This window comes from Mycobacterium sp. NGS58 (assembly GCF_059812385.1).
In genome coordinates this window covers 236,806-249,524 of record NZ_JCALCO010000001.1, presented here as the reverse complement: position 1 = coordinate 249,524, position 12,719 = coordinate 236,806, and the positions used below count along the sequence as shown (strand labels likewise).

Annotated in this window: 14 protein-coding genes; all 14 read right to left on the bottom strand. The window is 68.0% G+C overall.

Going from position 1 to position 12,719, the window contains the following annotated elements; all coding sequences use genetic code 11:
• Positions 1-290: 290 nt before the first annotated feature.
• The gene (lsr2, locus tag AC5Y4H_RS01255; protein ID WP_008263502.1) at positions 291-629 is read right to left on the bottom strand and encodes a histone-like nucleoid-structuring protein Lsr2; all 339 of its coding nucleotides are present in this window, start codon (positions 627-629) and stop codon (positions 291-293) included.
• Positions 630-757: 128 nt separating this feature from the next.
• Positions 758-2,254, bottom strand: a complete 1,497-nt coding sequence (lysS, locus tag AC5Y4H_RS01250; RefSeq protein ID WP_499977847.1) for a lysine--tRNA ligase — start codon at positions 2,252-2,254, stop codon at positions 758-760.
• Positions 2,255-2,327: 73 nt separating this feature from the next.
• Positions 2,328-3,143, bottom strand: a complete 816-nt coding sequence (locus AC5Y4H_RS01245; RefSeq protein WP_499977846.1) for a type III pantothenate kinase — start codon at positions 3,141-3,143, stop codon at positions 2,328-2,330.
• Between the two features lie 2 nt (positions 3,144-3,145).
• Positions 3,146-3,565, bottom strand: a complete 420-nt coding sequence (panD, locus tag AC5Y4H_RS01240; RefSeq protein WP_499977844.1) for an aspartate 1-decarboxylase — start codon at positions 3,563-3,565, stop codon at positions 3,146-3,148.
• On the bottom strand, positions 3,565-4,503 hold the full coding sequence (gene panC / locus AC5Y4H_RS01235; protein ID WP_499977843.1) for a pantoate--beta-alanine ligase: 939 nt from the start codon (positions 4,501-4,503) through the stop codon (positions 3,565-3,567). The genes panD and panC overlap by 1 nt, the downstream gene beginning before the upstream one ends.
• Positions 4,500-5,411, bottom strand: a complete 912-nt coding sequence (locus AC5Y4H_RS01230) for a Rossmann-like and DUF2520 domain-containing protein (protein WP_499977841.1) — start codon at positions 5,409-5,411, stop codon at positions 4,500-4,502. The genes panC and AC5Y4H_RS01230 overlap by 4 nt, the downstream gene beginning before the upstream one ends.
• Before the next feature lie 115 nt (positions 5,412-5,526).
• Positions 5,527-6,972, bottom strand: coding sequence for a DUF6779 domain-containing protein (locus tag AC5Y4H_RS01225; RefSeq protein ID WP_499977840.1), 1,446 nt, complete (start codon positions 6,970-6,972; stop codon positions 5,527-5,529).
• A gap of 124 nt (positions 6,973-7,096) precedes the next feature.
• Entirely contained in the window at positions 7,097-7,573 is a 477-nt protein-coding gene (locus AC5Y4H_RS01220) for a DUF3180 domain-containing protein (RefSeq protein WP_499977838.1), read from the bottom strand.
• Positions 7,573-8,121, bottom strand: coding sequence for a 2-amino-4-hydroxy-6-hydroxymethyldihydropteridine diphosphokinase (gene folK, locus AC5Y4H_RS01215; RefSeq protein ID WP_499977837.1), 549 nt, complete (start codon positions 8,119-8,121; stop codon positions 7,573-7,575). Before folK ends, AC5Y4H_RS01220 begins: the two co-directional genes overlap by 1 nt.
• A gap of 97 nt (positions 8,122-8,218) precedes the next feature.
• Positions 8,219-8,623 (bottom strand): dihydroneopterin aldolase, encoded by a 405-nt coding sequence (gene folB, locus AC5Y4H_RS01210; RefSeq protein ID WP_499977836.1) that lies wholly within the window; start codon positions 8,621-8,623, stop codon positions 8,219-8,221.
• Positions 8,616-9,467 (bottom strand): dihydropteroate synthase, encoded by an 852-nt coding sequence (gene folP / locus AC5Y4H_RS01205; RefSeq protein ID WP_499977835.1) that lies wholly within the window; start codon positions 9,465-9,467, stop codon positions 8,616-8,618. The genes folB and folP overlap by 8 nt, the downstream gene beginning before the upstream one ends.
• Positions 9,464-10,066, bottom strand: coding sequence for a GTP cyclohydrolase I FolE (gene folE, locus AC5Y4H_RS01200; protein ID WP_499977833.1), 603 nt, complete (start codon positions 10,064-10,066; stop codon positions 9,464-9,466). The genes folP and folE overlap by 4 nt, the downstream gene beginning before the upstream one ends.
• Positions 10,067-10,082: 16 nt before the next feature.
• A complete protein-coding gene (ftsH, locus tag AC5Y4H_RS01195) occupies positions 10,083-12,515 on the bottom strand; it encodes an ATP-dependent zinc metalloprotease FtsH (protein ID WP_499977832.1) in 2,433 nt (810 codons plus the stop codon).
• Complete coding sequence (locus AC5Y4H_RS01190) at positions 12,515-12,688, bottom strand: hypothetical protein (protein WP_499977831.1); 174 nt, start codon at positions 12,686-12,688, stop codon at positions 12,515-12,517. The genes ftsH and AC5Y4H_RS01190 overlap by 1 nt, the downstream gene beginning before the upstream one ends.
• Between the last annotated feature and the right edge of the window lie 31 nt (positions 12,689-12,719).

The window sequence follows — 12,719 nt, the reverse complement described above, 5'->3', positions numbered from 1 at the left end:
CCTGTTAGCGGCCCAGTGCCGGTCCCTGTGGCCGGAATCGCGTACCTGTCTCCACTGTAGTGGTCGGCTTGCCGGCGGGCCTAACCTTGGCGGCCGTTCTTCGCCGCGGACCCGCCCGGTCCTTCCTGGGCCGGTCTCACCTGCGACTGCCTGCGGCGTTGCCCGCCATATCTGAAGAAACGTTGCGGTGTTCCAATTCGTTTCCCCGGGCCGCCCGACGATTGTTTCGCGCCCAGCGAAATGACAAACCGGCGCCTGGGACGTGAGTCCGGGCGCCGGTTTGCGGACGGCTAGGTGGCTGCGTGGAACGCGTCGATCACGTCGGCCGGGATGCGGCCCCGCGTCGACACGTTGTGCCCGTTGCGGCGGGCCCATTCGCGAATGGCGGCGCTCTGCTCACGGTCGATCGCGCCGCGGCCGCGTCCCGACCCGGAACGGCCACGCCGCCGGCCCCCGACGCGGCGGCCGGCTTCCACCCACTGCTTCAGATCGCCACGCAGTTTCGCGGCATTCTTGGACGAAAGATCAATCTCGTAGGTGACTCCGTCAAGCCCGAATTCCACCGTTTCGTCGGCCGCGCCGGCACCGTCGAAATCATCGACCAGGGTGACGGTCACTTTTTTTGCCATTGGCTTATCCTCGCATTTCGTCCTGAGCAGTTACTGAGCAGATCGGATCAAACCTCCCCGGGCCACCAATGTGCCATAGCAGTGCAGCATACTCAATCTGTACGGAAGCCGCACATTGAGACTTTCAACTACAACTGGGGCCTAACAATCGGGAACAAAACAGTCTCTCGAATTGACAGTCCAGTCAATGTCATCAACAACCTGTCGATGCCCATTCCCGTTCCGGTGCATGGCGGCATCGCATACTCGAGCGCGGCAAGAAAATCTTCGTCGAGCACCATGGCCTCATCGTCGCCGGCGGCGGCCGCGCGCGCCTGCGCGGCGAACCTCTCGCGCTGCACGACGGGGTCGTTCAATTCGGAATAGCCGGTGGCCAATTCGACTCCGCGCAGATAAAGGTCCCACTTCTCGGTGACGCCCGCGATGCTACGGTGCTGGCGCGTCAAAGGCGTTGTCTCGACCGGGAAATCCCTCACGAACGTCGGTGCGACCAGCGCGTTGCCCACGGTGTGCTCCCACAGTTCCTCTACGATCTTTCCGTGTCCGTAGCCCCGGTCAGCGGGAATCTCGACGCCGAGCCGATCGGCGATTCCGAGCAACTGTTCGACCGAGGTCGCGGGCGTGATCTCTTCACCGAGTGCCGCAGACAATGACGGGTACATTTGTATGGAAGCCCATTCTCCGTCTATGTCGTAGACGCTGCCGTCGGGAAGCGGGAGTTGTCGGGTTCCGATCGCCTCATCGGCTACCTCTTGAATAAGCTCGCGCGTCACTACTGCCGAATCGTCATAGGTTCCGTACGCCTGGTAGGTCTCCAGCATGGAAAATTCCGGAGAATGGGTGGAATCCGCACCTTCGTTTCGGAACACTCGATTTAGTTCGAAAACCCGGTCGAATCCACCGACGACGCAGCGCTTCAGGAACAGTTCCGGTGCGATCCTCAAGTAGAGATCGATGTCGAGTGCATTGGAATGTGTGATGAACGGCCGCGCGGCCGCGCCACCGGCCAGCGTCTGCAACATTGGGGTTTCGACTTCGAGAAACCCACGGCGTTCCAAAGCGCTGCGTAGCGCGCGGATGACGGCGATCCGCTGCCGTGCCACCGTGCGCGCCTGCGGTCGCACGATTAGGTCGACGTAGCGCTGCCGTACGCGCGCCTCTTCGCTCATCTCCTTGTGCGCGACGGGCAGCGGACGCAGCGACTTGGACGCCATCTGCCAGGAGTCGGCCTGCACGGACAATTCGCCCCGTCGCGAGCTGATCACGTTGCCGTGCACGTAGACGATGTCGCCGAGGTCGACGTCGGCCTTCCAGGCATCGAGGGACTGCCGGCCGACCTTGTCGAGGCTGATCATCACCTGCAGGCTGGTGCCGTCGCCCTCCTGCAGCGTCGCGAAGCAGAGTTTGCCGGAGTTGCGGGCGAAGATCACCCGGCCTGCGACGCCGACGATGTCATCGGTCGCGGTGTCGACAGCCAGGTCGGGATGGGCCGCGCGGACCTGCGCCAGCGTGTGGGTGCGTTCGACCGCGACGGGGTAGGGGTCGTGCCCCTCGGCGAGCAGCCGAGAGCGCTTATCGCGGCGAATTCGGTACTGCTCGGGAATGTCTAGGTCGTCGGCACTCACGACGTGCCAGCTTAAAGGAACGCGCTTTGAGGGTGCGCCGACGGCTTTGCCTGTGCGCCGCGGCGCGGGAGTGTCAGCGTGCCGTCTTCAGCCGGCCGCGCTGCGCATCGCGGTTGCGTTCGAAGATCAGCCGCAGCCCGTGCAGAGTCAGGTGCTGGTCGTAGTGGCTGACGGTCTGCAACTCGGGCAGCAACAGCGGTGCGGTGTGGCCGGTGGCGACGATCGCGACGTCGTCGCCGGCAAAGCCGTCTACATCCTCGCGGATGCGCCCGACCAAACCGTCGACCAGCCCGGCGAAACCGAATACGGCCCCCGCCTGCATGCACTCGACGGTGTTCTTGCCGACCACCGAACGGGGACGGGTCAATTCCACCCGCCGCAGGGCGGCCGAGCGGGCCGCGGCGGCATCGGAGGACACCTGCAAGCCCGGCGCGATGGCGCCGCCGAGGAACTCACCCTTGGCCGACACCACGTCCACACAGATCGAGGATCCGAAGTCGATGACGATGGCGGGGCGGTTGAACCGGTGAAAAGCGGCCAGGCAGTTGACGATTCGGTCGGCGCCGACTTCCTTGGGGTTGTCGACGAGCAGCGGGATGCCGGTGCGCACCCCGGGCTCGATGAGCACGTGCGGCACCGACGGCCAGTACTGGTCGAGCATGATCCGCACCTCGTGCAGCACCGAGGGGACGGTCGACAGCGCCGCGGCGCCGGTGAGCCGCTCCGAATCGTCGCCGATGAGACCGTCGATGGTCAGCGCCAACTCATCGGCGGTGATCTCGGCTTCGGTGCGAATCCGCCATTGCTGCACGACGTTTGCGTGCTCTTTGGATCCCGAGATCAGCCCGACGACGGTATGGGTGTTACGGACGTCGATCGCCAGCAGCACGGCTACCGCGCAACGATCCGGGGATCGAGTAGCTCGGCCGCATCGTCCGGTACGAACGCCGGATCGCTGCCCAGGTCGACCTGCTTGTTGTCGGCGTCGACGAAGACGATCCGCGGCTTGTAGGCGCGCGCCTCGGCGTCTTCCATGGTCCCGTAGGCGATCAGGATCACCAGGTCACCCGGGTGGACGAGATGTGCTGCCGCACCGTTGATTCCGATCACACCGCTGCCGCGTTCGCCGGTGATCGCGTAGGTGACCAGCCGGGCGCCGTTGTCGACGTCGACGATGGTGACCTGTTCACCCTCGAGCAGGTCCGCGGCGTCCATCAGATCCGCGTCGATGGTCACCGAGCCCACGTAGTGCAGGTCGGCCTGCGTGACGGTGGCCCGGTGGATCTTCGACTTGAGCATCGTCCTGCGCATCAATTCCTCCAAGGTGATTGGGCGTATTCGTGGTGTCCGTCCGGCCCAGCGGTGCCGGCGGGTGTTTCGATCTGCATTTCGATGTTGTCCAGCAGCCTGGTGGTGCCCAGCCGGGCCGCGACCAGCAGCCGGGCCGAACCGTGGGTGGGCGCCGGGCCGAGACCGGCGTCGCGCAGCTCGAGGTAATCGACCGTGAGGTCGGGCACGGCGTCGAGCACCGCGCGGGCCGCGGCCAGCGCGGCAGCACCGCCGTCGTGCGCGGCATGCGCACCGGCGGTCAGCGCGGCCGAAAGCGTCACGGCCAGTTCGCGTTGCGTGGGGTTCAGGTAGCGGTTGCGCGACGACATCGCCAGGCCGTCGGATTCCCGGACGGTCGGCACCCCGACGACCTGCGCGTCGATGTTGAGGTCGACGACCATCTGACGGACCATCACCAGCTGCTGATAGTCCTTCTCCCCGAAGAAGATTCGGTCCGGCCGCACGATCTGCAGCAGCTTGCACACGACAGTCAGCATTCCGGCGAAGTGGGTCGGCCGGACAGCGCCCTCGAGCTCGGCGGCCAGCGGGCCCGGCTGCACTGTCGTGCGCAGACCGTCGGGATACATCGCGGCGGCGGTTGGGGCGAACACGATTTCGACGCCGTCGGCGCGCAGCAGTGCGACGTCGTCGTCCAGGGTCCGGGGATAGGCGTCGAGGTCCTCGCCGGCGCCGAACTGCAGTGGATTGACGAAGATCGACACCACCACCACCGCGCCGGGCACCCGCTTGGCCGCGCGCACCAACGCCAGGTGTCCGTCGTGCAGTGCACCCATGGTCGGCACCAACATCACCCGGCGCCCGGTGTGGCGCAGGGCGCGGCTGATGTCGGCAACATCGCGTGGGCCCGAGTAAAGGTTGAGTTCGCCCGCCGTGAAGGCCGGAGGCTTGCCGGGTCTCATGGCGCCAGCACCTCCACGACGTCCTTGGGGGCATGCGCCCGCTGGGCGGTGCGCAGGGCGTTCACCCGGTACGCCTGCGCCAACTCCGGCCCGACTTGTCCCAGTGCGGCCAGATGGGCCGCGACCGCGGCAGCATCGCCACGCGCGACCGGACCGGTGAGCGCCGCCTGGCCGCGCTGCAGGGTGTTCTCCAGCGCGGCCCTGACCAGCGGTCCGATGATGCGTTCGGCGATGCCGCCCGGCTGGTCGTCGACGGTCTGCTGGCCGAGCAGTTCGCTCCCGCGCAGTGCGGCGCGCAGCGCGTCCAGCGCGTCGGCGAGCACGGTCACGATGTGGTTGCCGGCGTGGGCGAGGGCCGCGTGGTACAGGACGCGGGCCTCCTCGGCGACGCAGAACGGTTCGCCGCCCATCTCCAGGACCAGCGATTGGCCGATCGCGTATCCGATTTCGTCGGCCGCGGTGACGCCGAAGCAGGAATCCGCCAGCCTGCTGATGTCTTCATCCGAGCCGGTGAACGTCATCGCCGGGTGAATCGCGAGCGGGATGCAGCCGTCACGGGCCAGCGGCTCGAGAACGCCGATCCCGTTGGCACCGGATGTGTGGACCACGATGGTTCCGGGCCGCACCGCCGACGTCGCGGCCAGCCCTGATACCAGGCCGGCGAGTTCGCTGTCGGGAACCGCGAGCAGCAACAACTCGGCACCGGCGGCCACGTCCGGTGGTGGTGCCACCGGCGTATCGGGCAGCCGGCGTTGCGCGCGCTGCCGCGACGCATGGGAGATGGCGCTACACGCCACCACGACATGGTCCGCGCGCTCCAGCGCGACACCGAGAGCGGTGCCGACGCGGCCGGCCGAGATGATTCCCACCTTGAGCCGAGCCGGGCGCAAACCGTCGAGCTGCACCATCGCAGACGACCTCACAGATATCTTGTTTCGTTCCGGTCCCACCTGGTGGGTACCGTTCGGTCACTACGACTGTAGTCGATTACCAGGTATTACCCAATGTGAGGAAGCTCCCAGCTCAGCTTTCGCGACGACGTCGCCGGCCGCCTTGGGAGGGCTGCACCTGGAGGCGGGCCAGCAGGTCGGCCACCGACTGGCCCCCCGTGGGAGTCGCTTCTCCCGTGCCCTGAGGGTCCTCTAGCTGCGGGTCACCGCCGTGCCGGGGCGCCTGCTCCGGTGTCGGTGGCGGGGCCAGGCGTGGCGGTGGCGCGCCTGCAGATGGGCCCGGGTGCTCCGGCGGAGCCGGCGGTGGGGGTGGCGGCGTCGCGGCAGCGGGCGGGGGCGGCGCGCCGGATGGTCCGGGCGACGGTTCGCCAGTGGGCGAGAAGTTACTCACTGGGTAGTCGCGGTACTCCGCCGAGTGGCGAGACCGTACCCGGCGGCCGGAGTCTCCGTACGGCGGCGGGGGCACCGGCTCGACGGGCGGGCCATCCGAGGCTTCGTCGACGCCCGAATGCCGGGCACGCCGCCGCCCACCGGCCGAGTCCGCACTCGAACCGGTGCCGGCCCAATTGCTACCCGGCGCGCCCGGCGGCAACCACTGGCCTTCCGCGCCGGCCGGCTGCCAACCCTGCCCCGGCCACTGCGCCCGCGGCTGTGGTTGCGGTTCTGGCGACGGTTCTGGTTCGCGCTGCGGTTGGGGTTCCGGTTGGAACTGTGCCGCCGGCGCGGCCGGCGGCGGTGGCAGGCGAGGCTCGAACCGCGGCTCCGCAGGTCCCGCATAGGGGGACGCTTCGGCGTAGGCGGGGTCCTGGGCGTACGCGGGATCCGGCGCCGGCTCGTAGTGGTTTTGCACCCGTTCCCGGCGGGGCGGCGGCTGCTGCCGCGGGGCAACCAGCGGTTCCTCGGGCACGTCGATGATGGCGTCGTCGGTGCGGCCGGTGTTCTCCTGCGGCACCGACGTCACGCGGTCACTGGGCACCCAGTCGACGGCGGTATCGCGGGGGTTATCTCCGTTGCGATCCCACTCGCTGTACGCGCGCTCCGGTTGCGGCTCGGAGTCCTGCGTGCCGCCGAGGGCCGGACGGTGCGCGAGGTCGGTGTCGAACAAGATTTCCAGGCTGGTCCGCAACGCGGAAAGTTCCGCGCGCAACTCGGCGAGATCGTCGGCGGCCTGAGCGCGCAGCTCGGAGGCCAGCTCGCGACGCAGTTGCGACTCGACGGTCAGCTCGTATTCGCGCCTGGCCGAGATCTCCCGGTCCAGCTGCAGGTCGTACACCAGCTTGAGGTCGCGGACCCGGGACTGATCGGCGTCACTTTGGCGGCGGTAGAGCACGGAAACGAAGGCACCGGCGACTGCGGCCCACAGCGCCAGGATTACAGCGAGCTTGAGAAGTTCCACCCGATTGGTGAAAACCAATGCGGAACTGGCCCCCATCGCGAGGACCAGCAACGCCGTCAAGAGCACCCACCCCGGCCTGCGGCCGCCGCGCCGGACTCGAGCGCCGCGGGACAGAACGGTCATGGCCTGAGAGTACCTGTGCGAGGTCAATCCGCGTGTCGCGCGGCTTCGGCGATTCTCGCGCGGGTTAACCGCAAGGCCGCGGGCGTTAACCGCCCGCCCGTTGCCGGCAATCGCGGGCGCGGGGCTAGCTTTCCGCCCCCTCGCCGTGCTCCGTCGAATCCGGCGGCGACTTGCAGCAATGTTGCAGCCAGAGTGCGGCAACCACGAGCGCCAGTGCGCTGACGGCGGCCACCACCGTCCCGGAGGTGTCCTCGGCAGCAGCGCGCAACCAAGATTTGCGGGGCAGGAAGTACACCAAGATGCCCACCCACCAGCCGAGCATCAACGCGCCAACCCAGGCCGAGGCCTTGGCGACTATCAGGCTGCGCGCCACCGCAAGCGGGTGCAGCCAACCCGGACCGGATCCGATTTCGCCCTCGTTGATCCTGGCTCGCACGTAGCGCGCCCACAGCGCCTCGGCGATGGCCACCGCGAGCAGCGACAGGCCGGTCCACACTGTGATCGGCGGAAACCACCGGTAGAGCCCATTGACCAGCAAATACCCCACGACGGCCGCACCGACCACCGCGGCCGTCAGGTCACGCTTGCGGGTGGGCCCCATCAGCTCGTCGGCCCCCGGCCGGCCGGCCGGTTCCCGTTCGGGCGAAGCGATAGGGCGGTCGGCCGCACGCCGTCCCGGTCGGCCGCGTCCAGCTGGGCGAGCAGGTCGGCGACGGGCTGCGGGCCGTCGGCCAGCGTCAGCCGGGCTTCCGGGTCGACATCCAGCCATGGGATGAGCACGAACGCCCGTAGGTGAGCCAGCGGATGCGGCAACGTCAGGTTGTTCTCCCGCGAGATCAGCTCGGTCGGGCCATAACAGGCGATCAGGTCGACGTCGAGGGTGCGCGGTCCCCAGCGCTCGCCGCGCACCCGGCCCGCCGCGCGCTCGAACTCCTGCGCCCGGCGCAGCCAGCCCTGCCCGTCGCACTCCGGGTCGTCGGCGATCAGCACCGCATTGAGGAATGGTGCCTGATCGACCCGGCCCCACGGGTCGGTCTCGTACACCGGTGACACGGCGAGCACCAACTCCCCCAGCCCGTCGACCACCGACTGCAGCCGCCCCAGCCGGTCGCCCAAATTGGAGCCGATGGACAGCACGACTCTGGTCATGGGCGCCGCGTCCCCCACAAGTGGGAGGTGCCCCCACCCCCGCAAGCGGGCGGTACCCGCACGATGGTGGCCGCGCCGGCAGCACCGTCGTCGCGGGTCATAGCGCCCCACCGCCCGCCGGAATCACCGAACCGCGGCCGCCGCGGCGCGACCGCCGTACCGCCACCGAGACGTCGGCGAACTGCTGTGGCATCGGAGCCTGCGGCTTGTGCACGGTCACTTCGACGGCGTGCACGCGTTCGTCCGCCATCACCTGGTCGGCGATCTGGGCCCCGACGGTTTCGATCAGATTGCGCGCGGGCCCGGCGACCACATCCGCGGCCAGCCGGGCCAGCGCGGAGTAGTCGTAGGTGTCGGCCAGTTCGTCGCTGACCGCTGCGTCGGCGAGATCGATCCACACGGTGATGTCGACGACGAAGTCCTGACCGTTGGCGCGCTCGTGGTCGAACACCCCGTGTTGTCCGCGAATCTTCAGGCCGCGCAGGTCGATTCGATCAGCCATTGTCTCCAGCCAGTTCCGTGTACGACCCGTCGGTCCAGGCCGCTACGACCTTGAGGGCGTCGACCGTGGCCCGTACATCGTGAACACGCACCCCCCAGGCGCCGTGCAACGCGGCCAGTGCCGAAACCACCGCGGTCGCCGTCTCCCGCCCATCGGGTGGTCGCGGCGAACCGTCGGCCCCGGCCAACAACGTACCGAGGAACCGCTTGCGCGATGCACCCAGGAGCACCGGGATGCCGGTGGCGACGAGTTGCGGCAGGGCATGTAGCAGCGCCCAATTGTGTTGTCCCGTCTTAGCGAACCCCAGTCCCGGATCGATCATCAGCCGACCGGGGTCGACACCGGCAGACACCGCGGCGTCGACGCTGGCCAGCAGCTCTGCGCGCACCTCGGCGACCACGTCGCGGTAGTGCGGCGTAGCGTGCGGCCGCCCGGCCGACACCGATCGCCAATGCATCAGGACCCAGGGCACTTTCGCGTCGGCCAGCAGCGGCGCCATGGCGGGATCCGCGCGGCCGCCCGACACGTCGTTGACGATTTGCGCTCCGGCGCACAGCGCGGCGCACGCGACCTCGGCGTGCATGGTGTCGATACTGACGGTGATATCTTGTGCGGCAAGATCTTTGACGACGGGTACGACCCGTGCCGTCTCGACGCGCGGATCGATCCGCGTGGCGCCGGGCCGGGTGGACTCTCCCCCGACGTCGACGATGTCGGCGCCGTCGGCGATCAGGGTCAAACCCTGCGCGACGGCCTTGTCGGGGTCGAGATAGCGGCCGCCGTCGGAGAACGAATCGTCAGTGACGTTCAGAACTCCCATTACCTGCACAGGCGCCAGGCTCACTTACGCAGGATCAGGTCGAGCGCTTCGGCTCGAGAAGCGGCGTTGGTTTTGAACAGTCCGCGCACCGCCGAGGTGGTGGTGACCGCTCCGGGCTTGCGAACACCCCGCATCGCCATGCACAGGTGCTCGGCCTCCACCACGACGATCACGCCACGCGGATTGAGCTTTTTCACCAAAGCGTCGGCGATCTGGCTGGTGAGCCGCTCCTGCACCTGGGGCCGCTTGGAGTACAAATCGACCAGCCGCGCGATCTTGGACAGGCCGGTGACCCTGCCGTCGTTGCCCGGGATGTAGCCGACATGGGCCACGCCGTGGAACGCCACCAGGTGGTGCTCACACGTTGAGTACAGCGGGATTTCCTTGACCAGCACCAGCTCGTCGTGATCCTCGTCGAACATCGTGTTCAGCACGCTGTCGGGGTCTGTATAGAGCCCGGCGAACATCTCGCGGTACGCGCGGGCGACCCGTGCCGGTGTTTCCCGCAACCCATCCCGGTCGGGATCCTCACCTATCGCGTGCAGCAACTCGCGGACGGCGGCCTCGGCGCGCCCCTGATCGAACGCCCGCGTCTTTGGCATCGCGGTATCCGGCAGCGCCATCGAATCCTCCGTTTGCTCAGCCGTGAGCCGGCGGGTTGGACCGGCTTACGTCGTCGTCCTGCCGGTCGGGCGATCCGCCCTCCGGGGCAGGCTGGCCGGGCGGGGGATACGGCGGATACGGCGGATAGGCGGGATGGGGCTGACCCGAGCGACCCGTGCCGCCCTGCGGACCGGGATGACTTTGCTGACCGCCAGGGTGGCCCTGCTGTCCGGGATAGCCCTGCGGGCCGGCGTAACCGCGTACGGGTTGCTGCCAGTAGGGCTGCTGGCCGGGCTGGGCGGGTGGATGCCAGTGATTCGGCTGCTGTTGCTGCGGCGGCCAGCCCGGCGCCCGCCAGCCGGCCGGTGCGCCGTAGTCGGGTTGCGTGGGCCCCTGCGGCTCCCCCGGACGATTACCGCCTGGAGCGCCATGGAATCCGTTGCCGCCGTTGGCGTTTCGCTCGGCCTCTGCCTGCGCGGCCGCGGCGGCCTCGGTGGCCCGCGCGATGGCCGCCTTGAAGGCGGGCTCTTGAACCGGCGGGGGCCAGGGCTCGCCGCGCTCGATGGCCAGCTCGCCGGGCGTCTTGATCGGCGGTTTGTCCGACGGGATGCGGCCGCCGAAATCGTCGAACATGGTGAGCCGCGGCCGTTTTTCGACACCGGAGAAGATGCCCTCCAACTCGGCGCGGTGCAGCGTTTCCTTTTCCAGCAGCTCGCCCGCCAAAGTGTCGAGAATGTCGCGATACTCGGTGAGGATCTCCCACGCCTCGGTGTGGGCGGCCTCGATCAGTTTGCGGATCTCGTCGTCGATGTCGCGGGCAACCTCGTGCGAGTAGTCAGCCTGGGTCCCCATGGTGCGACCCAGGAATGGGTCGCCGTGTTCCGAACCGTATTTGACGGCACCGAGTTTGGAGCTCATCCCGAATTCGGTGACCATTGCGCGGGCGATCTTGGTCGCCTGCTCGATGTCGGACACCGCGCCCGTCGTCGGCTCCCGGAAGACCAACTCCTCGGCGGCGCGCCCACCCATGGCGAACACCAGCTGCGCGATCATCTCCGAGCGCGTCCGCAGGCCCTTGTCTTCCTCCGGTACCGCGACCGCATGCCCGCCGGTGCGCCCACGAGCCAAAATCGTCACCTTGTAGATCGGCTCGATATCGGGCATCGCCCATGCGGCCAGCGTGTGCCCGCCCTCGTGATAGGCGGTGATCTTCTTTTCCTGCTCGCTGATGATCCGCCCCTTGCGACGCGGCCCCCCGATCACGCGGTCCACCGCTTCCTCCAGGGCCGCGCTGGTGATGACGGTGCCGTTCTCGCGGGCGGTGAGCAGCGCCGCCTCGTTGATGACGTTGGCGAGGTCGGCGCCGGTCATGCCGACGGTGCGTTTGGCCAACCCGGCGAGGTCGGCGTCCGGGCCGATCGGCTTGCCCTTGGAGTGCACTTCCAGCACGGCTTTGCGACCGGCCAGGTCCGGGTTGGAGACCGGGATCTGGCGGTCGAAGCGGCCGGGGCGCAGCAGCGCCGGGTCCAGGATGTCCGGTCGGTTGGTGGCCGCGATGAGGATGACGCCGGCCCGCGGGTCGAACCCATCCATTTCGACCAGCAGCTGGTTGAGCGTCTGCTCGCGCTCGTCGTGACCGCCACCGAGGCCCGCGCCGCGCTGGCGGCCCACCGCGTCGATCTCGTCGACGAAGATGATGCAGGGATTGTTCTGCTTGGCCTGATCGAACAGGTCGCGCACCCGGGAGGCACCGACGCCGACGAACATCTCGACGAAGTCGGAACCCGAGATGGTGAAGAAGGGCACACCGGCCTCCCCGGCGACCGCGCGGGCCAGCAGCGTCTTACCGGTTCCCGGCGGCCCGTACAGCAGCACGCCTTTGGGAATCTTGGCGCCCAGCGCCTGATAGCGGCCGGGGTTCTGCAGGAAATCCTTGATCTCGTAGAGCTCCTCGACCGCCTCGTCGACACCGGCAACGTCGGCGAACGTGGTCTTGGGCATGTCCTTGGACAGCTGCTTGGCGCGCGACTTGCCGAAGCCGAAGCCCATGCGGGCGCCGCCCTGCATGCGGGAGAACATGACGAACAGCCCCACCAGCAGCAGCAGCGGCAGGACGTAGACCAGCAGCTCACCCAGGATGCTGCCCTGGTTGACGACGGTGCTGACCTTTGCGTTCTTGGCGCTCAGCGCATTGAAGAGGTCGACCGCGTAGCCGCTCGGGAACTTGGTGATGACCTTGTCGGAATTGTCGGTGTCACCGTTGCCCTTCTTCAGGGTCAACCGAAGTTGCTGTTCGCGGTCATCGATTTGTGCGCTTTTGACGTTGTCGCCGTTGATCTGGGACATCGCCACCGACGTGTCGACGGGCTTATAGCCGCGGGTGTCGTCACTGAAGTAGAAGAACGACCAACCGAGCAGCACCACGACAGCAATCGCCGTGATGGTGCGAATCACGTTTTTCCGGTTCATCAATCATCGGCCTTGCCGGCCAGGTCCTTCCCGATGTGCACGCAGCTGGAAAAGTCCAGGCTACCGCTAGTGGCGATCGCCAGCTCCGGCAGAGCCGGGGCGCAGCGGGTCGACACCGTACCGCTAGTGGCGATCGCCAGCTCCGGCAGAGCCGGGGCGCAGCGGGTCGACACCGTTCTTTCTCAGTTAACGTCCGGCAGTTCC

What these genes read in the sequence shown, in the direction of transcription:
- lsr2 (WP_008263502.1), bottom strand. Translation starts at nt 629, where the DNA reads ATGGCAAAAAAAGTGACCGTCACCCTGGTCGATGATTTCGACGGTGCC.
- panD (WP_499977844.1), bottom strand. Translation starts at nt 3,565, where the DNA reads ATGCGCAGGACGATGCTCAAGTCGAAGATCCACCGGGCCACCGTCACG.
- panC (WP_499977843.1), bottom strand. Translation starts at nt 4,503, where the DNA reads ATGAGACCCGGCAAGCCTCCGGCCTTCACGGCGGGCGAACTCAACCTT.
- AC5Y4H_RS01230 (WP_499977841.1), bottom strand. Translation starts at nt 5,411, where the DNA reads ATGGTGCAGCTCGACGGTTTGCGCCCGGCTCGGCTCAAGGTGGGAATC.
- AC5Y4H_RS01225 (WP_499977840.1), bottom strand. Translation starts at nt 6,972, where the DNA reads ATGACCGTTCTGTCCCGCGGCGCTCGAGTCCGGCGCGGCGGCCGCAGG.
- AC5Y4H_RS01220 (WP_499977838.1), bottom strand. Translation starts at nt 7,573, where the DNA reads ATGGGGCCCACCCGCAAGCGTGACCTGACGGCCGCGGTGGTCGGTGCG.
- folK (WP_499977837.1), bottom strand. Translation starts at nt 8,121, where the DNA reads ATGACCAGAGTCGTGCTGTCCATCGGCTCCAATTTGGGCGACCGGCTG.
- folB (WP_499977836.1), bottom strand. Translation starts at nt 8,623, where the DNA reads ATGGCTGATCGAATCGACCTGCGCGGCCTGAAGATTCGCGGACAACAC.
- folE (WP_499977833.1), bottom strand. Translation starts at nt 10,066, where the DNA reads ATGGCGCTGCCGGATACCGCGATGCCAAAGACGCGGGCGTTCGATCAG.
- ftsH (WP_499977832.1), bottom strand. Translation starts at nt 12,515, where the DNA reads ATGAACCGGAAAAACGTGATTCGCACCATCACGGCGATTGCTGTCGTG.